The organism is Gracilibacillus phocaeensis, from assembly GCF_900626275.1.
GTDB classification, from domain to species: Bacteria; Bacillota; Bacilli; order Bacillales; family Amphibacillaceae; genus Gracilibacillus; species Gracilibacillus timonensis.
The window spans coordinates 834,235-852,892 of the sequence record NZ_LR131145.1 but is presented as its reverse complement, the minus strand read 5'-3'; the positions used below and the strand labels follow the sequence as shown (position 1 = coordinate 852,892).

17 protein-coding genes and 1 pseudogene are annotated in these 18,658 nt (G+C 40.3%); 9 read left to right on the top strand and 9 right to left on the bottom strand.

Annotated features, from left to right (window positions below; translation table 11 throughout):
• Positions 1-7: 7 nt before the first annotated feature.
• Both E0E32_RS20105 and E0E32_RS20100 read right to left on the bottom strand, forming a co-directional pair.
• On the bottom strand, positions 8-760 hold the full coding sequence (locus tag E0E32_RS20105) for a MerR family transcriptional regulator (protein ID WP_130860649.1): 753 nt from the start codon (positions 758-760) through the stop codon (positions 8-10).
• The gene (locus E0E32_RS20100) at positions 753-1,622 is read right to left on the bottom strand and encodes an Hsp33 family molecular chaperone HslO (protein ID WP_130860648.1); all 870 of its coding nucleotides are present in this window, start codon (positions 1,620-1,622) and stop codon (positions 753-755) included. The genes E0E32_RS20105 and E0E32_RS20100 overlap by 8 nt, the downstream gene beginning before the upstream one ends.
• Before the next feature lie 193 nt (positions 1,623-1,815).
• Between E0E32_RS20100 and E0E32_RS20095 the strand changes: the two genes are divergently transcribed.
• Entirely contained in the window at positions 1,816-2,649 is an 834-nt protein-coding gene (locus tag E0E32_RS20095) for a class I SAM-dependent methyltransferase (RefSeq protein ID WP_286172013.1), read from the top strand.
• A 157-nt stretch (positions 2,650-2,806) separates the two neighbouring features.
• Positions 2,807-4,318 carry a sulfatase family protein gene (locus E0E32_RS20090; protein WP_130860647.1) on the top strand — a complete coding sequence of 504 codons (1,512 nt, stop codon included), beginning with the start codon at positions 2,807-2,809 and terminating at the stop codon, positions 4,316-4,318.
• Positions 4,319-4,347: 29 nt separating this feature from the next.
• Here the strand turns inward: E0E32_RS20090 and E0E32_RS20085 are convergent, their stop codons facing one another.
• Entirely contained in the window at positions 4,348-4,890 is a 543-nt protein-coding gene (locus E0E32_RS20085) for an HdeD family acid-resistance protein (protein WP_130860646.1), read from the bottom strand.
• 173 nt (positions 4,891-5,063) lie between these two features.
• Between E0E32_RS20085 and E0E32_RS20080 the strand changes: the two genes are divergently transcribed.
• Together E0E32_RS20080 and E0E32_RS20075 are read left to right on the top strand one after the other, a co-directional pair.
• Complete coding sequence (locus tag E0E32_RS20080; protein ID WP_066189994.1) at positions 5,064-5,585, top strand: general stress protein; 522 nt, start codon at positions 5,064-5,066, stop codon at positions 5,583-5,585.
• 190 nt (positions 5,586-5,775) lie between these two features.
• Positions 5,776-6,129, top strand: coding sequence for a DUF2200 domain-containing protein (locus tag E0E32_RS20075; RefSeq protein WP_066190000.1), 354 nt, complete (start codon positions 5,776-5,778; stop codon positions 6,127-6,129).
• A 47-nt stretch (positions 6,130-6,176) separates the two neighbouring features.
• Here E0E32_RS20075 and E0E32_RS20070 read toward each other — a convergent pair whose 3' ends face one another.
• The 3 genes from E0E32_RS20070 to E0E32_RS20060 form a co-directional block, all read right to left on the bottom strand.
• Entirely contained in the window at positions 6,177-6,335 is a 159-nt protein-coding gene (locus tag E0E32_RS20070; RefSeq protein WP_066190006.1) for a small acid-soluble spore protein P, read from the bottom strand.
• Between the two features lie 24 nt (positions 6,336-6,359).
• The gene (locus tag E0E32_RS20065) at positions 6,360-6,602 is read right to left on the bottom strand and encodes a DNA alkylation repair protein (protein WP_066190009.1); all 243 of its coding nucleotides are present in this window, start codon (positions 6,600-6,602) and stop codon (positions 6,360-6,362) included.
• 82 nt (positions 6,603-6,684) lie between these two features.
• On the bottom strand, positions 6,685-7,452 hold the full coding sequence (locus E0E32_RS20060; RefSeq protein WP_130860645.1) for a class I SAM-dependent methyltransferase: 768 nt from the start codon (positions 7,450-7,452) through the stop codon (positions 6,685-6,687).
• A 120-nt stretch (positions 7,453-7,572) separates the two neighbouring features.
• Between E0E32_RS20060 and E0E32_RS20055 the strand changes: the two genes are divergently transcribed.
• Both E0E32_RS20055 and E0E32_RS20050 read left to right on the top strand, forming a co-directional pair.
• Complete coding sequence (locus E0E32_RS20055) at positions 7,573-8,439, top strand: LysR family transcriptional regulator (protein ID WP_130860644.1); 867 nt, start codon at positions 7,573-7,575, stop codon at positions 8,437-8,439.
• 317 nt (positions 8,440-8,756) lie between these two features.
• Positions 8,757-10,526, top strand: a complete 1,770-nt coding sequence (locus E0E32_RS20050; RefSeq protein ID WP_130860643.1) for a heparinase II/III domain-containing protein — start codon at positions 8,757-8,759, stop codon at positions 10,524-10,526.
• A 335-nt stretch (positions 10,527-10,861) separates the two neighbouring features.
• Here E0E32_RS20050 and E0E32_RS22435 read toward each other — a convergent pair whose 3' ends face one another.
• On the bottom strand, positions 10,862-11,026 hold the full coding sequence (locus E0E32_RS22435) for a hypothetical protein (protein WP_165445105.1): 165 nt from the start codon (positions 11,024-11,026) through the stop codon (positions 10,862-10,864).
• 104 nt (positions 11,027-11,130) lie between these two features.
• On the opposite strand from E0E32_RS22435, the gene E0E32_RS20045 reads away from it, so the two are divergent.
• From E0E32_RS20045 to E0E32_RS20035, 3 genes and pseudogenes are all read left to right on the top strand, one after another.
• Positions 11,131-12,129: an SDR family oxidoreductase gene (locus tag E0E32_RS20045; protein WP_130860642.1), complete on the top strand. Its 999-nt coding sequence runs from the start codon at positions 11,131-11,133 to the stop codon at positions 12,127-12,129.
• 161 nt (positions 12,130-12,290) lie between these two features.
• A pseudogene (locus tag E0E32_RS20040) lies at positions 12,291-12,992 on the top strand (ABC transporter permease subunit); the annotation flags it as partial.
• 1,135 nt (positions 12,993-14,127) lie between these two features.
• Positions 14,128-14,565, top strand: coding sequence for an SgcJ/EcaC family oxidoreductase (locus E0E32_RS20035; protein WP_130860641.1), 438 nt, complete (start codon positions 14,128-14,130; stop codon positions 14,563-14,565).
• A gap of 89 nt (positions 14,566-14,654) precedes the next feature.
• Here E0E32_RS20035 and E0E32_RS20030 read toward each other — a convergent pair whose 3' ends face one another.
• Both E0E32_RS20030 and helD read right to left on the bottom strand, forming a co-directional pair.
• On the bottom strand, positions 14,655-16,133 hold the full coding sequence (locus E0E32_RS20030) for an MDR family MFS transporter (RefSeq protein WP_130860640.1): 1,479 nt from the start codon (positions 16,131-16,133) through the stop codon (positions 14,655-14,657).
• Between the two features lie 44 nt (positions 16,134-16,177).
• Positions 16,178-18,520 carry an RNA polymerase recycling motor HelD gene (gene helD, locus E0E32_RS20025; protein WP_130860639.1) on the bottom strand — a complete coding sequence of 781 codons (2,343 nt, stop codon included), beginning with the start codon at positions 18,518-18,520 and terminating at the stop codon, positions 16,178-16,180.
• Between the last annotated feature and the right edge of the window lie 138 nt (positions 18,521-18,658).

Below are 18,658 nucleotides of genomic sequence, written 5' to 3'. Positions count from 1 at the left end.
CCTACCATTAACGCTCGTTATCTGCTTTTGTAAAGGATAAGGCTTGGTGTAAATAAGCGTACAAATCTGCTTCCAACCCTGTTTTTGCGGCAAGATCAGGATTATCGGCATAGAATTTTTCGGCTTGCTGTTGCAATTCATTGTTTTCAGGTAAGAAGCTATTCATCATGCTTTTCCACTTGGTGGCGATTTCGATCACGGATGGATCAGATGGAGGGTAGTGCTTCTCCTTTTTGTCTCTCAATCTGGTTAACAGCTTATAAAACGCCAACTGACTATGCTGTAAGGTAGTTTTATCCATGGTGTGAAAATGGTCCCGCATCCAGTCTAGCTGAGCTTGGTTGAAATACTTGGAACGATCAGCTCTCATGGCATCAAATAGCATGGTTAAACTTTGTAAAGAGATCATGTTATCTGGCGAACTGGAAAACTCTTGCTGCACCTCTTCCAATTGTGTTAAAAGCTGCTGCTGGGCTTCCATGTCTGCCTTTATTCGCTCGGTGTGCATAGCTAAAGTTTCTCTAACAGTGGAGGGAGCCTGTTGTTCTTGGAGCTGTTTGACTTCTTCTAGAGAAAACCCCATTTGCTTTAATGAAAGAATTTCCATCAATGTCTGCAGAGCTTTCAGCGAATATCGGCGGTGTCCTGCCTCGGTGTACAGGGAAGGGCTTAGCAAATTAATTTGATCGTAATATCGTAACGTTCTAATCGATAATCCTGTTATCTCGGCAATTTCTCCGATTTTCCAATATTTATCCATTTCCGTCCTCCTGTAGATAGGTTCTCAACTCTTCCGTGGTGAACAAGTAAGTTTTACCACATATATTGCATGATGCTGGCATTGGTTGTCCTGATTGTATCTGATTTTCTATTTCGCCTTTATTCATGGCATGTAACAAACCAAAAAACATTTCTTTCGAGCAGTCACAGAAAAATTGGACCTCATCATAACCTATTATAGAGAATTCGCCAAAATATTTCCTTAATGTAGCTGCCAACTCGGTTTCCGTCATATTAGATAGCTTACTTAACACAGAGGTTAGCACATCAAAAGCTTCCCCTACATACATTAATAGCTCTTTAGAGGCCTGTGGAAGCAATTGGGCGTATAAACCGTAGCTATTAGCGATCGTATTCTTTTTTGTCCAGTCGATGTTTGTCTTGAACAACGTATCCGTCTGTTCACTTTGTTGGAAATAATGAGAGAAATCTTTGTCAATATCCTGATAAGGCATATCGGTGATTCCGGTAAATTGGTTCATGTTAGAACTTTTTATCATTCTGATCGATCCCTTTTGACCAATTAGCTGTTTAACAGAGGTTGGCTCTTGTGCTAGTAAATGATCATTAGCATAACCACGCAGATTACCCTGGGCGTCTACATCGATATGCATCTTGTTTTTCGGCTGGCTCATAAGCAGGGTCGTGCTCAATCGTTGCTTCTCCTTAAGTGTAGCAGATAACAGGCTGACAACAGAAAGAGAGTTAGCTAGCGTCGCTTTGATAACGTGGTTAGCCTCTTGGTGTATCGGAATGATTTCATTGAGTAATCCTGTGTTATTCGTCAAGTAGAGGCGGACTTGCTTGTCGAAAATCAATGTTTTGATGATGGAAGTGGACATCTATATTCTCTCCTTATGTGATCCTTGTATGGTTAGTATAAATCATGACGTGACGTAAGGTTCAAGAGAGAATCATATGTATCGTGAGGATTTCAAGTGATGGAATCGAGGTAAAATGTAATTACGATTTTCTTTTTGTGATAACATATAAGTACATGCTTTAGAATACTGCAAAAAGATAAGAGGGATACATATGTTTACTTATTTAATAGATCAATTGCAACTACCTGAAAGATTCACACCTTCCGAAAAAATGTTTTGGCAAGATTCGCATATCTCCACATACTTGTTAGTGGCACATCTGGATCCAGGTCATGAAGGTGCGAGCAGAACGGCTAATTTTATCGATCAATCGGTGGCGTTTATCACTCAGACAGCAGCTCAAGCAGACACGGAGACCATCATTGATTTTGGCTGTGGACCAGGGTTATATTGTGAACGATTAGCTGAGGCGGGCTATCAAGTAACCGGGATTGACTTTTCGGAGAGATCCATTCAGCATGCCAAAGCATCTGCACTGGAAAAGGGGCTGAATATTACCTATCGTTATGACAATTATTTGACGGCAACCGTTGATCGACAATATGATTTAGCGACACTGATTTACTGTGATTATGGGGCGCTTAGTCCAGGTGACCGCAAGCAATTATTGCGCCGTATTTGGAACAGCCTGCAAAAGGGTGGAAGACTACTTTTCGATGTATTTACTATAGCTAAATATCAACAGTTTATCGAAGGAAAAGACTGGATGGTCCATGAAGGCGGTTTTTGGTCTCCGCAGACACATGTGAAATTGACGCAAAATGTAAAATACGATGAGGATGTTTCACTGGAACAGACCACCATTATCACCAATGAAACAGTTGAAAGCTATTACATTTGGCATCAATATTTCGCAAAAACATGGGTTATACAGGAAATAGAGGATGCAGGTTTCACACTGATAGATGTTTATAATGATGTAACGGGTGCACCGTATCAAGCGGGGAATGAAACACTCGCCTTGTTGGTAGAAAAAGATGGATAGTACGAAGCTCACTCTTTTTCATCATCCGTTAACATTCGACTGGCATTACATCATCGAATTCTTAACCTAACAAAATAACAACAAAAGCTAACATGAAGCTATTTCAATGGATATCGTTTTCTTTTAAAATAAGAACCAAAAGGAGGTATTAACTAGAATGAACAAACCAAACATTTTACTAATCACTAGTGATCAGCAGCATTGGGACACATTGGGGGCATTTAATAAAGAGATATCGACGCCAAATCTGGACCGGCTGGTGAAGGAAGGAACGACGTTTGATCGAGCTTACTGTCCGAACCCTACTTGTACGCCTACACGAGCATCGATTTTAACAGGACAGTACCCTAGCCAGCACGGGGCATGGACACTCGGAACTAAATTGCAGGAAGATGCCCATACCTTGAATGATGATTTGAAAGAGGTAGGCTATCAAACATCGTTAATTGGTAAAGCTCATTTCCAGCCATTACATAGTACGGAAACATACCCTTCTTTGGAGTCTTATCCGATTCTTCAAGACCTTGATTTTTGGAAAGGGTTTCATGGGCCGTTTTATGGTTTTGATCATGTGGAGCTGGCGAGGAATCATACCAATGAGCAGCATGTTGGTCAACATTACGTGAATTGGTTAGAGGAGAAAGGCTGCACGAACTGGAAGGATTACTTTGCGCCGCCAACTGGAAATATGGATCCGGATACTCGGCACACATGGGATATACCGGAGGAATTTCATTATGACAAATGGATTGCGGAAGAAACGAATAAAAGACTGGAAATCTATAAGGAGCAGGAGGAACCTTTTTTTCTCTGGTCCAGCTTTTTCGATCCGCATCCACCGTATTTAGTCCCAAAACCGTGGGATACGATGTATAATCCAGATGATTTGACGATACCAGAAATGGTGCCAGGCGAACATGATCAAAATCCACCTCACTTTGGGCAGACACAAGAGGAAAATCCGGATTTTTCACACTTACAGGAAACAGGAAAGGCGATTCATGGTTATCTTTCTCACCGGAATATTTCGGAGTATGATCGCAAACAATTGGTTGCCACGTATTATGGCATGATCAGCTTAATGGATAAATATATCGGGAAAATACTAGATAAGTTAGATGAACTTGGTTTAGCCGACAATACGCTGATTGTATTTACCACCGATCATGGCCATTTCTTCGGTCAGCATGGACTGCAATACAAAGGTGGCTTCCATTACGAAGATTTAATCAAGCTTCCCTTTGTTGTAAGGTATCCCAATCATGTGCCAGCAGGTGCAACATCTTCGTCCATTCAATCATTAGTGGATCTGGCACCGACTTTTCTCTCTTTTGCGGATGCGGATATTCCCATTCACATGACTGGCGTGGATCAGAAAGAAGTCTGGCAGGGCGATCAAAACAGGGCTCGAGATCATGCCATTTGTGAGTTTCGCCATGAACCGACCACGATTCACCAAAAAACATTGATCACGGAGAGATACAAAATGACGGTGTATTATCAGCAAACGTATGGGGAAATATTTGATCTGCAAGAAGATCCGTTGGAGTTAAATAATCTATGGGATGGTAAGGCGCATCAAGAATTGAAACAGCAGCTGCTCATGCAGTATATTTGGGCAGAATTAGGCAAGGAACCACTAGCAATGCCACGTGTGTCGCATGCTTAGTAAATAAATCCCAAGCACCAGTGTTGTGATTAACGGCTGGTGCTTGGGTTATTGCCATTCGCTCTATTTTGAAAATGATCGACAACCTCAGATATGCCAATACAGGCAAGGATCACGCCAAAGGTTTGGAATAGTACCAAGGTGCTTTTGAAGGGATCAAATACGAGCACTGCCCCTCCAATGATGAGCAGGATACAAAAAATAATCCAACCCGTACTTTTCATGTTCAGGGCGACGATCAATTGCATCAGACCATTGATGATAATCGCCAAGCCTAATAAGAATGGTAAGATGGAGAAAATATTTGGCGCAAAATAAAGGAAAACAGCAGCTAATAATATTAAAATAATACCACCTGCCAACCCCATTCCATACGTACCAATTTGTTGTTTTATTTTGTGGTCTTGGTAGATCTTTATAATACCTAACAAGGCTAAATACCCTGCGATGATATAACCGATAAAGCGAAGAAAACCCTCTGGATTGATAATAATGGCGGCGCCAATTAATATAAAAATAACCGCACGGAGCAGCGCATGGCGCCGAAAGTTTTCTTTAAAGTTTTTGAACATTCAAGATTCCCTCCTGTCGCACGCATTTTGTTCCGTTGATATTGAAGAAATGAGTGGTTACGTGTCTATCCATTATTTACCCTGAATTTTGTAGATTAATCTTCTTTTGTATGCTGAGCCTATGGTACGATAAAAGATATACAGCTATTATCATACGGAGGAGATAATATAGAATGAAAAAAAACTTAGAAAAAAGGTTAGTATATTTGTATTCGGGTGAATTAGCGGCAGCCATCCTCTTTGCTTTTTTGAGTTATTTAGTACAGAGTAATTATCCGAGCTTACAATTATATTTTTTGATCTCTTTTTGGTGTTCTTTCCTTTTATTGGAGATGATACTACTTCAAGGTGTTTATTACTGGTATGCTAAATTAAAACGATATAGATTAGAGGGTAATTTCAACACTTCTCTCAAAACCGTCCAAATATTAGAAAAGGCAAGAATCTTCAATATCGTAGTCTTTATTACTGCGTTATCTGCGTTCATAATAGATATTTATAGGTGGTTTTCTCATTTACCAATAAGTGGGTTGATGTGGTCTGGGTTTATCTTGCTATTTGCTGTTTTAGAATTTATTAATTATTTTTATCGCCAATTGAGTTATGGTAACAAAGCGGACCTGCAATTTTTACGAAAAACCAAGAAGTTAAAACAATCTTGCTTAAATAAGGATCTTGATCGTTTATTGCGTTAATTGTTTATTTAATTATTTTTCTAGCAAAACGATCGAATATATAATGACTTAATTATTGGAAAAATTATAACCTCATCCATTAATTATATTTACATTAGGTTATAATGGAGATGAAAAGAGGTGTTAGGTTTGGCTTCTATTTGAAAGAAACAAAATGAAGTACGAATTATAAATGAAAACGAGGTGTATCATGAAAAAACATCGTATCTATGCTATGAGCTTTGCCAGTGTCTACCCGCATTATGTGACAAAAGCGGAGAAAAAAGGACGTACCAAAGCAGAAGTGGATGAGATTATTCACTGGTTGACGGGATATAGTCAAGCAGAGTTGGAAGCAATATTGGAAAACGAGAAAGATTTTGACACGTTTTTTGCGGAAGCTCCACAAATGAACCCTGCACGGACCATGGTCAAAGGTGTGATCTGCGGTGTGCGGGTGGAAGACATAGAAGAAGCCCTTATGCAGGAAATTCGCTATCTGGATAAACTTATCGATGAGCTAGCCAAAGGAAAAGCGATGGAGAAGATTTTGCGGAAGGCATAAAGAGTTCCCCAGGCATGCCATCATGCAAGCCAAGGGAAGGAACACTTCTACATATCGTGGGAGGCGTTCTTTTTTTGTCGGGAATGGTTTTTATTTTTCACTTTATGGGAGCCTGCCATTGGCTCGCCGTAGGGTTGTTGAACACTGTTTGGCAAGTCTGGCTGTTCTTGTTGCTTTGGTCCTTTGCGATTCTTATGCTTAGACATCGTCATACCTCCTCCGTTTGCTGTTTAGGGTGTTTTGGCATAGTTTATAAAGGCATTTTCATCTTCAATCAAGCCGCAAACGCCACACTGTATTCTCCTGTCCGGTCCATTATAAGCAAGGTGGAAAACCTCTAATGGTTCATCTTGATAATCATGGACGACAGCGCCCGTATTTGCATCTAATTTTACTGATCTAACCACTTGTTCGATGACATTAAAGCGGGATTTGTTCGTTTTACACTTGGGACAAAGGTAAGGTTGACTCACATAGACCACCTCCAATGGTTTTCACTTACCTTTATCTTTTCAAGTTTATGCTAAATTATACGAACGTTTTACAACTTGGAGATTATTTAACGCCAATAACACGCAATCTTTTATAATCTGCCACCCATTGACCATCTTGATATAGAACTTCTCGCAAGCTTTGTTCGACTTGTTGAATAAGCTGTTCTTTTAGAGTATCTGGTTGCTTTGCTAAAATACTGCCAGCAAACATCTCGATCCAATTGCGTAAGCCATCCTCTCCGGCTAAAGGGGTTGGCCGATCAAAATGATGGGCAAAAGTTACGGTGAACCCGACTTCCTCCATTAATGAGGTGTATTCACCAATGCTTGGGAAATACCAAGGGAATTGTTCTTGCGTATAAGGAATATCCATACGCTCTATTTGCTGAATAATGGCGTCCGTAATCAGCTGAACATTGCCCTTTCCGCCAAGTTCTGCTACCAACCTGCCGCCCGTATGCAGGCTGTTATAGATGGATTGAAGTGCTTGTCTAGGCTGTTTGATCCAGTGGAGTGTAGCATTAGAAAACACGGCATCGAAGGTATCGTGATATGCTAACTCCATCATATCCTGGACTTGAAATATTATATCCGGGTATTTATGTTGTGCTTGGTGTATCATATTTTGGGATTGGTCAATCCCTATGACATGGGCACCGCGTTGATACAGTTGATTTGCCAAATCTCCTGTACCGCAGCCTGCATCAAGGATTTTCTCTCCTTTCTTTGGTGCTAAAAGGTCTATGACACTTTCCCCGTATTGCGATACAAAGGCATGATTCCCATCATATAAATTGGCGTTCCAGTTATCTTTTGTTGGACGTTTCATACGTATTCCTCCTTCGGTGGTGTTAATTGCATTATAGGGGATAAGTTATATAATTGAAATTAAAATAAATATCATATATTAATAACTATTCGTTATTAATGTCAGATGGAGGAGTAGACAATGAATATAAAATGGTTGAAAACCTTTCTTGTTGCGGCAAAATGGGAAAATTTCAGAAAAGCTTCCGAAGAATTATTTCTCACGCAGCCAGCTGTTACTAAACATATCAAACAGCTGGAAAGTCATCTGGATAGTAACTTGTTCGAACGGAGTGGAAAAACAGTAACATTAACTCCGGCAGGCTATCAATTTCTTCCTGTTGCAAAAGAATGGCTCTCCAAATATGAACAAGGAATGGACCGTTTTGAGTCATGGAAGCAAGGATATCAGCGTAAATTAACAATTGCAGTTGCTCCACAGATTGCTTCGTCTTTTTTACCATCGTTATTAAGGACGTTTATTAAAGAAAACAGTGATATAGAAGTATTAATCCATGTAAGTAGCTCTTTCGAAATCGGAAATGAAATTGCGGCAGGGAAGGCAGATCTAGGTTTGAGCCGATTGCAGCCTTCACAAGTGAATCTTAAGGTGGAGAAAATCCATGAAGAATCTGTTATCTTGGTAGGGCCCTGGGGTACACAAAACTGGAATGAACGGGAGGCGTTGTCTACTCACCGTCTCATTACCTATAACCATCCTGATTACTGGGATTCGTTATTGCATGAAGTGAAAAATCATTACCCAAAAGTTCGAACCATGACGGTTAATCAGATGGAAGTGACGAAAAAGTTTATTGCGCAGGCTTTAGGAGTTTCTTATCTACCTGTTTCCACGGTTAAAGAAGAGGTAATGAATCACACCTTATTAGAAATACTACCTGAGAGAGTGATGGCTCCCATGTCTGCTACTTATTTGCTTACAAGGATAGAGACTAGTGAGGTGAAGAGTTTTGTAGCTTTTTTCAAGGAGGCTTTATTGACCATTTAAAGCTTTTGTTTAAATAAGTTATGTTAAATCAAAGAACCTAGATATATAGGTTATTGCATGCAATAATGCTGGAAGAAGTGACATTTTACTTAACAAGACAAGTGTTATTGATCATTCAATCGTTAAAACAATGGATAATCAATTTCAGCAGTACATTCTTCATAAAATTAGTACATATTTTATCGTAGCTATTCCTACTAAAAACCAACTTATATATATGCCAGAGTGGTTCTTTGTCTAATAATTATGTTTTAATGAAAGTGGGAAATAATCGAAATATTATAAAGAACTACCTTTAGCAAAAAGGAGCAGCCAAAATGACACAAACAGATCAGGTAAAGAAATTGTGGGGGAACTTGGATAAGGAGCAACATCAGGAAACGATAGCCTATTTAACAAAAGAAGCAGCGTACTTTCTTTCTCAGCAATCCAGTTTGACTTCTTTTCAAACTTTTCGCCAGTTTCAAAGAGACGGTGAACGCAGTACATACGAGAAGGCTTATTTTGAGCGCAGAAAAAGGTTAACAACATTTGGATTATTAAGCTCTATAGAGCCAGAAAATAAGCAGTATCTGCAGGCGTTAGAAAATGAGATATGGCAAATTTGTCAGGAGTTTACGTGGTGTCTTCCTGCTCATATCGATCAACAGAAGGAGGAGCAAATCTATGTCTCGTATCAACAATCACAGACATTAGAATACACGATTGATTTGTTTGCAGCGGAAACCGCTTTTTCACTCGCAGAAATAATTTATTTACTAGAAGACCACTTGGACCCGTTTTTGATAGAGAAAATAAAAATAGAGATTGATCGCCGTGTACTAAGTAATTTTATCAATAATGGGCCATTCCATTGGGAGAGCGCCAGTCACAACTGGGCCTCTGTATGTGCTGGATCAGTGGGGGCGGCTGCTATTTATATGTTAGAAGACCAAGAGCAGCTGGCGAAGATAATAGATCGAGTTTTAGACAGTATGGAACACTATCTGAGTGGCTTTAAAGCAGATGGGGCGTGCACGGAGGGTTATACTTACTGGCAATATGGTTTTGGATATTTTGTTTATTTTATGGATTTGTTAGAACGAGTGACAGGTGAAAGGTATAAGCTATTTAATTCCAACAAGATACGCAAAATTGCGCAATTTCAGCAGCATATCTTTCTATCCGGAAACCATCTGATCAATTTCTCGGATGCGCCGTCATTTGCTCAGCCAATGCTAGGGTTCACCCACTATCTTCAGCAAAAATTCCCTGAGGTACATCTACCAGTTAAAGAAATTGGTCAAAAAGAGATTGTCGATCATTGTGGGAGATGGGCACCAGCTTTTCGTGAACTACAATGGTATGATGTAGGCAAACAAGGATCGAATTGGCGAGATGCTAATGTCTTATGGGAGCCATCCGCGATTTTGATGACGCGATTCCAGTGTAATGAGGAAACCTATGCGTTTGCTGCGAAGGGAGGACATAACGATGAACCCCATAACCATAATGATATCGGACACTTTCTATTATTCGGCGGAGAAGAAGTATTTTTGAAGGATTTAGGTGCGGGACAGTACAATCAGGCGTATTTCAGTGAGCAGCGCTATGATTTCATCTGTAATAGCAGTTATGGTCATTCAGTCCCCGTCATTAATGGACAGACTCAATTTGCTGGGAAAGAATATCAGGCAACAGTTCAACAGGCAGATCATTGTAGGAATCAAACGATATTTCAATTACATATGCATAAGGCTTACAACGATCCAACTTTATTACGTTTGAATAGAACGTTTATTTTTGATAGAGACCGACACCCTGCCTTAACGTTAACCGATCGATTTCGTTTCACTGATGAGCCATCCTCTCTGATAGAACATTTTATTTTGCTGGATATGCCTTATGTGATAGAAGATAGCCAAATTGTGTTAAAAGGGGCAAAACAATCTCTAAAGATTGTTTATGATTCGAATATGATACCGCAGATAAGGCGTAAGACCTTTACCAATCATCAAGGAAAAGAAGAGGCTTTTCTACAGTTGCAGTTATCTCTAGAGGATCTTAAAACGGAAATAGCTGCAACGATTGTGTTCCAATTTTGTTAGTGCAAGAGTCCATTTAGAAATGATTCACACATAAAGAAACGGGTAAATACCTCTCTTCAAGAATCGCTGCAGCAATCCTGGTAAATGGATAAGATTTTACAGGTGGAGAAGGGCCTTTTATCCTTCCGATAGCATCGGCAAATACTTATTTGATCAGTTAGCGCAACTGACAGAAAGGGGTGAGTTAGTTACTTGCTCTTTTTTTGTGCAAATTAGGTTTCACTATCAACGCAATACATGCCAACCTTGCCATTAGTGGAGACAGTGAATCCCACTAATGGCCTAAGAATACAGAGTCTTTGGTTGAACATGGGGAATCAAGCGCTGTCTTCTTTTCAATCCATCTCCGGATAATAAGGCTGATAAACAGGTCTAGTATAATATGGAGGTCTGATCATAATAGATGGCGTGCTCCATTCATCGTCCAAATAATGCATCTCCAGTTCCTGTCTGCTATTTTCTAATAAACGTACTACTTGCGGGTGAAATTCGATTTCCAATTTAGTTCCTCCTTATAATTGCTGAAAATGGCTTTTGTAATAGGAAACAGCATCACATATGCACTTGCCTAATCATAATCTATGAAAAGGAAGGGGAAATCGTTATGGAAAATCAAAATAATGATCATTATCGACAGGTATCGGCAGAAGTACTGCAACAAATTCGAGCCTATCAAAAATGGTTTGAAGATAATAAAATAGAAGATCCTTATCCATATTATCCGATATACGGAAAAATCACGCGTTATCAAGAGGTACCGCTGACTCAGCCTGAGCAAAGACAACTGGTTCAACCAGGGCTGGAAAGCTTGATGGTGCCCAAGCCGATCATTGAGAACCCGCATTATCAGGGTAGTGGAAAATTAAACGGTAAAGTGGCGCTAATTACTGGTGGTGATAGTGGAATGGGGGCAGCAGTGGCGATAGCTTTCGCCAAAGAGGGTGCCGACGTTGCGATTGCTTATTTAGATGAACACGAAGATGCCAATCGAACGAAAAGGCGAGTGGAGGAACTTGGCCAGGAATGCCTACTGTTGCCAGGAGATCTCCGCGAAAAAAGTCAGTGCGAACATATTGTGACTGAAACGTTAGCCGCATTTCAGAAACTGGATATTTTGTGCAACCATGTTGGTATCCAATTTCAACAGGATGAACTTACAGATATTACCGATGAACAATTTGATCAAACTTTTAAATTGAATGTATATTCTCACTTCTACACAACGAGAGCGGCACTGCCCCATTTAAAGGCAGGAAGCTCGATTATTGGAACCGCATCTGTGGTGGCATATGCCGGGGAACCATTATTAATGGACTATTCAGCTACAAAGGCAGCAATCGTTGGATGGACCCGTTCTCTAGCCAAAAGTATCGCCAAACGTCAGATTCGAGTGAATGCTATCGCTCCAGGAAGAGTCTGGACACCACTTACTCCATCCAGCCTATCTGCCGATCTCAATGCTTTGCATGGCGTGAATCTATTTCACAGGATGGCTCAGCCTTTTGAAGTAGCACCGACTTTTGTCTACTTGGCCTCTGATGATTCCAGGCATGTCACCGGGCAAGTGCTTCACGTAGATGGTGGGGAATCAACCAGTTCTTAACCGTTTGCTCGACATATCATATAAACCATCAGTTCCCATACTGGTGGTTTTAAAATGGAATTGTACTCCAAACAGGAAGGCAGAACAGCGCTACATTTTTTGTGCTTCATTTGCTAACTGTCCTTTTTCTCGTTCTATAGAATCACTAATGGTAATCCGATTTCAAGAAGATCAGCAGTGGATTTGTTCCTGATCTCTTTCAAGGTGGCAATATCCACATTTTTACGATGGTGTTGTCCATTGTATTATCGCTGGTGTTAATCTATATGGAATTTAGTAAAAGGAAAAATCAGTTACAATACAATCTCCAAGTGTTGCCGTTATGGGTTAGCATTGTGAAAATTGGTTTATTACTACTGGTGATTAACTGGTTTGCTTATCAGCTGGCCTTGAATAAAGGGATTCCTACCGTTTTAGTGATTGCCTTGGTTCTCATTATGGTGTATACCTTTATTATGAAAAAGACGGTAATGGGTCGCCATATCTATGCAACAGGTGGTAATAAAAAAGCGGCCGATTTGTCTGGCATCAAAACCAAACGAGTAGTGTTTTGGGTATTTGTCAACAATGGTGTACTGGCAGCACTTGCTGGTCTGATGTTTGCGGCACGTCTCAATTCTGCAACACCTGCAGCTGATAATATGCTAGAGTTGGACGCCATTGCTGCAGTATTTATTGGCGGTGCGTCCATGGCTGGTGGTGTTGGTACGGTGATTGGAGCGATTGTTGGCGGTCTTGTTATGGGGGTTATGAATAATGGTATGTCCCTGATTGGGATCGGTATTGACTGGCAGCAGGCGATTAAAGGTTTGGTACTGCTGATCGCTGTAGGATTTGATGTCTATAATAAAAATAAAGGATAAGTGAAAAATAGAGAGTGTGTTTGTTATCTAAGCACTATTTTATGATATAATAGACCTATCAATAGACTGGCTTCACATGAGGGGTTAGGGTGGCACTGTCGTCCTGTCGGTAGTCTTTAAGTTGGAGACTTCCAAGGGAGGAGGTGACGCCCATGGATTTAGAAGGCACATTGATGTTAATGGTATCCTTTGGGATGCTAATAGCATTTATAATGGCTGATAAGAACCATAAAAAATAATCCCTCATGCAACTGTAGCAGGTAAGTGAGGGATTATTTTCTCACGCCACCTAGCCCCTCTTGTTGGGGTTCGGCCTATTGTGACCGTTCATGTACCAGCATGAGCAGTCTTTTTAGTTATATGTCTTTCTTATAATGATTATACCCTATTTACAGGATTAAAAACAATGGAAAAATATTAGGAGTCGATTCCAAATCAATGTTAGTAGCACTTAGCTGTGAGGTATCTGAATGAATATTTTTGAAAGGAAGTTCTTTGTATGCAAATTGCGATGAGTTATTAGACCTATTTTATAATATAATAGACTTATCAATAGACTGACTTCACATGAGGGGTTAGGGTGGCACTGTCGTCCTGTCGGTAGTCTTAAGTTGGAGACTTCCAAGGGAGGAGGTGACGCCAATGGATTTAGAAGGCACATTGATGTTAATGGTATCCTTTGGGATGCTAATAGCATTTATAATGTCTGATAAGAACCATAAAAAATAATCCCTCATGACACTTTAGCAGGTAAGTGAGGGATTATTTTCACTCGCCACCTAGCCCCTCTTGTTGGGGTTCGGCCTATTGTGACCGTTCATGTGACTGCATGAGCGGTCTTTTTATTATATGTTTCTATATCGTTATTATACCCTATTTGCAGGGTTAAAAACAATGAAAATGTAAAAATCTGCTGTGGGACATATTTTTATCCTTGTGCTAACCGTCCGTAAATTCCGCTATTCATTAGTGGGAGGGGAAGAAAATCTCCCTTTATGAAAAGGCAAGAAATATTAGGATTATCGTAGCATGAGGTGAAAAAATAAGAGATAATAGCAAACAGATATCCATTTATGCCACACGAGAAAATAATGACGAGCTTAGCAACATACAAAAGATCTTAGGGGGAAACATAATGGCTATGGAAATTGAACAGATTTATCAAAAGTTAATTACGGCATGGAATAACCGTGAGGCCCAAGGAATGGCGGATTTATTTGCAGAACGCGGCGTTCAAATCGGCTTTGACGGCAGTAAAATAATTGGGCCAAAGAATATTTTGACGCATTTGCAGCCAATCTTTGCCCAACATCCTACCGCCCCTTTCGTAACAAAAATAAAGGAATGGCGGCCACTGGGAAAAGACTCTGCTATTTTATTTGCGATTGCAGGCATGGTCCCACCTGGAGAAGAAAAGCTTGATCCGGCGTTAAATGCCCATCAAACCATGGTCGTATCCAAGCAAGCCAACGATTGGAAAATTGAGCTTTTTCAAAATACACCTGCAGCTTATCATGGAAGACCTGAACTGGTGGAACTAATGACGGAAGAATTAAGGGAAATAAATGCATAAAAGAAGCTTACCTATTTAAAAACATCAGAAGCACCCCCTATGTTCCTTGATAACATGAAGTATAAGGAGTGCTTTTGTAAAGTGGCTCTCTATTCGGTACTGTTTGTTGTGTCTGTTTCTTTTGCACTCGAACGATAAACCATAAATGACATAATGACGGCAATGAGCGCGATGGCGAAGGCGATGAAATATACTAGCTCTACCCCAGCAACCATCGCCTGATTGATGGTTACTGGATTTTCTGGATTACTAGCATTTTGCAAAAAATGAAGCTGGCGGGCGTTCATAATACTGATGAACACCGAAACACCTATCGCACCAGCAACCGGTTGAAGGGTAGTCATCACAGCTGTCCCATGGGGGTATAATGCCTTGGGAAGTTGGTTCAACCCGTTCGTTTGTGCAGGCATCATAATGGCAGAGACACTCAACATTAATAAAATATATCCGATAATAATAACCCAGACGGGGGTGTCAGCCGTAAGCCTGCTCATCATAAACATCGTCCCGCTTAAAACGAAAGTAGCTGGTATCATCAAAACACGGGGGCCGAATTTATCAAATAGATGCCCCATAAATGGTGACATTGCACCATTAAGGATACTCCCAGGTAATAGTACCAATCCGGCAGCAGCGGCTGTTAATGCTAATGGTCCCTGCATAAAGATTGGTAATATTAGTTCAGAAGCGAACATCGCCATAATGATAATGAGAAACATCAAAACGGCATGTGTGTACATGGGATATTGGAATACCCTTAGATCCATCATCGGATTTTTTAGTTTTAATTGTCTCCATGAAAATAAAGCAATGCTAATTACACCAATAATGATCGTCGTATATACCGTAGGACTGAGAAAGCCTTCGTTACTTTCTCCTGCCGAACTAAAACCAAATATGATCGTTCCAAATCCAATGGAAGAAAATACAATCGAAAGAATATCAATTTTTGGCTTGGTTATTTCCCCTACGTTCACCAAATATTTAGAGGCAAACACGATCGAAAATAGGGCAAAGGGAATGACAGTAATAAACAAGTAGCGCCAGCCTAGGTATTCGACAATCACTCCGGATAGCGTTGGACCAATAGCAGGTGCAAACATAAATACCAGTCCAACGATCCCCATGATTTTCCCGCGTCGTTGTGGTGGATAAAGGAGCAGGAATACATTAAAGATGATCGGCATCAGCAAACCAGTGCCAATCGCCTGCATGAAACGACCAGCAATAAGCATGGTGAAGTTGGGTGCTATCGCACTTATCATTGTACCAATTGTAAAGATAGTCATCACACCGATAAATAATTGACGTGTAGAAAACCATTGTACCAAAATAGCCGATATCGGGATGACAATTCCCATCATCAACATAAAACCCGTTGCCATCCACTGTACGGTCGGTAGCGTAACATCAAACTCTTTCATTAAAGTGGTTAAGGCAATATTCAACAAGGTTTCATTCAGTACGGCAAAGAAAGCCCCTATGATGAGGGAAAGCATGATAGGCATTGTTTTAACGTTTGGATCATCAGCTAAGTATTCATATTTTTGCGATTGGATATTAGTCATATTAAAGTCTCCGTCCTATATTTTTTGTGAGTACTTTTGAAGAATTATTGAAGTAATCCCTCCTGTAATGCAATTTGTAAAAATGGGCTTGGTTTGCCTACTGTGTATAGCTGTAAACTATGCATAGCCCTGGTACAAACCGTGTAGAATAGCCTGCGGAGAGATTCGTCGCCGTATACTTCTGCTGAAGCGTTATACACTATAACGGCATCAAATTCAATCCCTTTTGACAAATAGGAAGGTATGATCACTACACCTTGCTCGTACTCCGTTGCGCCATCCTGTATCCATTTTATATCATCGATTATGCTGGATAAGACTTTATGTGCTTGCCTGCTTTCTTCGTCCGATTTGCAGATAAGCGCAATGCTGTGATAGCCCTGACCTTTCCAATCATCGACTTTATCGGCAATGCGCTTGTGCAATGTGATTTTATCTGCTACATAGGTTAAGATTGGTGTTTCTCCACTTCGTTCAAAAGGAATAATCTTATCTCCATTTGGTACAAGCTTGCGCGTGAATTCAATAATCGGTTTGGTAGATCGATAGCTGCGTGTGATATTGATGATGTCTGTCTTATCAGAACCATATAGTTGAGTAAGTGTGTTGAAATTCACACTTTCGTTAGCATGAGCGAATATGGCCTGATTAAAATCACCCAGTATGGTCATGTTTGCCACAGGAAACAAACGCTTTAAGAATTCGAATTGAAAAGGAGTATAATCTTGCGCTTCATCTACAACAATGTGTTTAATTAGGTTATTTGTCTGAAAGCCTTGGATGCATTCTTTTAAAAATAAGAAGGGGGTCGCATCCTCATAAAATAGCTGATTATCATCCAGTTTCTCAATGGTCATCTGGCAAATCGCTGTCCACTCTCTCAAAGTTATTCCCTCAAGCCAAGCCTCTAGTTGAACTGGGTTGACAAAAAGTTGTTTATAAAGGCCGGTTATATGAATGAACTGTAAGGCCTGTATTCTTTTTCGTAATGGCTTGATTTTTTGGTGGACGATTAATTTTGCTATTTCTTCTGGTTTCACTTCGTAGGCATCGACAGCTTCTCTGGCAAGACCGCGCTTTTCCGCTAGATACCGGCGTGCCTCATGATAGTCTTGATCACTTAGCAGTTCGACTTCGTCTTGTACCCACGACTTGGTTTGTTCGGTTCTTTGCTTTTCTTTTATTTTATCCATGAGCCAATCTCGTAATTTTTCCAATCGATTATAAAAACGCAGAGAAGTGTCGTGGTTATAGAATCTATCTGCTATTTCTTGTGCCGTTGCGATGGTCTCTCCTCTAAATCGAATATGTTTAAACAGCATACCTGATGATTCAAGGGACTTTCGATAGGTTTGGATGGCCTCCAAAAAACGAATAGAGGCTTTAAATGAAATCCCGTCTACCCTTGCTCGGTACGCAGGGGAATCTGTTGTTGTTAAAACATATTCCAGCTGATCATAGGCGTTCTCTACTTGAAACATTTTGCGCAGGCGATGCAGTAAATATTCTTGAAAGGTGACCTGCTGCATGTTTTCTTCGCCCAACTCCGGAAGCACATGGGATACATAACTGCTGAACATTGAGTTTGGTGAGAACAAAATAATCTGCTCGGCATTCAGCTGCTCACGATATTTATACAGCAAATAGGCGATGCGCTGCAGGGCTGCGGATGTCTTGCCACTGCCAGCTGCACCATGAACAATCAACAGTCTCCCGTGATCATGCCGGATAATCTGATTTTGCTCTTGTTGAATAGTGGCGACAATGCTATGCAATTGTTTATTAGTTCCCTTGCCCAGTACTTGTTGTAAAATCTCATCGCCAATGGTAAGACTCGTGTCGAACATCGATTGAAGCGCGCCGTCGCGGATTAAATACTGCCATTTCTTCTGTAAATCCCCATAGATGATAGTACCTTCTGGTGTTGTATACTGGACGGGGCCAGGCTGATGATCGTAATAAATGCTGGAAATAGGGGCTCTCCAGTCGTAAACCAAAAAATCATCGCCATTTGTCTCTGTCAGTGAAGAAATTCCGATATAAATTTGCTCTTGTCTAACCTCTCCTTCTTCTTCCTTAAAATCAATGCGGCCAAAATAAGGACTCTTCTTCATGCGATGAAGTGTGTCCATGCGTTCAGAAGCATATCTATGCTGGCTTTGACTCACAGATAGGGCTTGCGCCTCTTGGCGTAATCCGATAATTGTCTCCAAATAATCATCAAAGGTATCGGTATTCACCTTAATCTCATCCCAGAAATGTTTACGGGTGGCAACTACTTCATTTTTACGCTTGTTAGTTTCTTCTTCTAGCGTGTTAAGTTCCTTTCTGATGGTTTCCAACACAAGATTTAGTCGTTTTTGCTCCTGGACAAATAATGAATTCATAGCAACACTCCTAAATTTTTTGAAAAAGGGTTGACTAGTGCTAATCTTATGTTATATAATTATAGTAGATAAGTTCTGAGAAAAATTAATTATATAACATATAACTTTCTTAATTTACCACAAGATGACTTGATTTTC

Excerpts from the sequence above, each read along its gene's own strand:
- E0E32_RS20045 (WP_130860642.1), top strand. The coding sequence starts at position 11,131 with ATGGAAAATCAAAATAATGATCATTATCGACAGGTATCGGCAGAAGTA.
- E0E32_RS20085 (WP_130860646.1), bottom strand. The coding sequence starts at position 4,890 with ATGTTCAAAAACTTTAAAGAAAACTTTCGGCGCCATGCGCTGCTCCGT.
- E0E32_RS20070 (WP_066190006.1), bottom strand. The coding sequence starts at position 6,335 with ATGTCTAAGCATAAGAATCGCAAAGGACCAAAGCAACAAGAACAGCCA.
- E0E32_RS20080 (WP_066189994.1), top strand. The coding sequence starts at position 5,064 with ATGAAAAAAAACTTAGAAAAAAGGTTAGTATATTTGTATTCGGGTGAA.
- helD (WP_130860639.1), bottom strand. The coding sequence starts at position 18,520 with ATGAATTCATTATTTGTCCAGGAGCAAAAACGACTAAATCTTGTGTTG.
- E0E32_RS20095 (WP_286172013.1), top strand. The coding sequence starts at position 1,816 with ATGTTTACTTATTTAATAGATCAATTGCAACTACCTGAAAGATTCACA.
- E0E32_RS20075 (WP_066190000.1), top strand. The coding sequence starts at position 5,776 with ATGAAAAAACATCGTATCTATGCTATGAGCTTTGCCAGTGTCTACCCG.
- E0E32_RS20030 (WP_130860640.1), bottom strand. The coding sequence starts at position 16,133 with ATGACTAATATCCAATCGCAAAAATATGAATACTTAGCTGATGATCCA.
- E0E32_RS20055 (WP_130860644.1), top strand. The coding sequence starts at position 7,573 with ATGAATATAAAATGGTTGAAAACCTTTCTTGTTGCGGCAAAATGGGAA.
- E0E32_RS20050 (WP_130860643.1), top strand. The coding sequence starts at position 8,757 with ATGACACAAACAGATCAGGTAAAGAAATTGTGGGGGAACTTGGATAAG.
- E0E32_RS20105 (WP_130860649.1), bottom strand. The coding sequence starts at position 760 with ATGGATAAATATTGGAAAATCGGAGAAATTGCCGAGATAACAGGATTA.
- E0E32_RS20100 (WP_130860648.1), bottom strand. The coding sequence starts at position 1,622 with ATGTCCACTTCCATCATCAAAACATTGATTTTCGACAAGCAAGTCCGC.
- E0E32_RS20060 (WP_130860645.1), bottom strand. The coding sequence starts at position 7,452 with ATGAAACGTCCAACAAAAGATAACTGGAACGCCAATTTATATGATGGG.
- E0E32_RS20090 (WP_130860647.1), top strand. The coding sequence starts at position 2,807 with ATGAACAAACCAAACATTTTACTAATCACTAGTGATCAGCAGCATTGG.
- E0E32_RS20035 (WP_130860641.1), top strand. The coding sequence starts at position 14,128 with ATGGCTATGGAAATTGAACAGATTTATCAAAAGTTAATTACGGCATGG.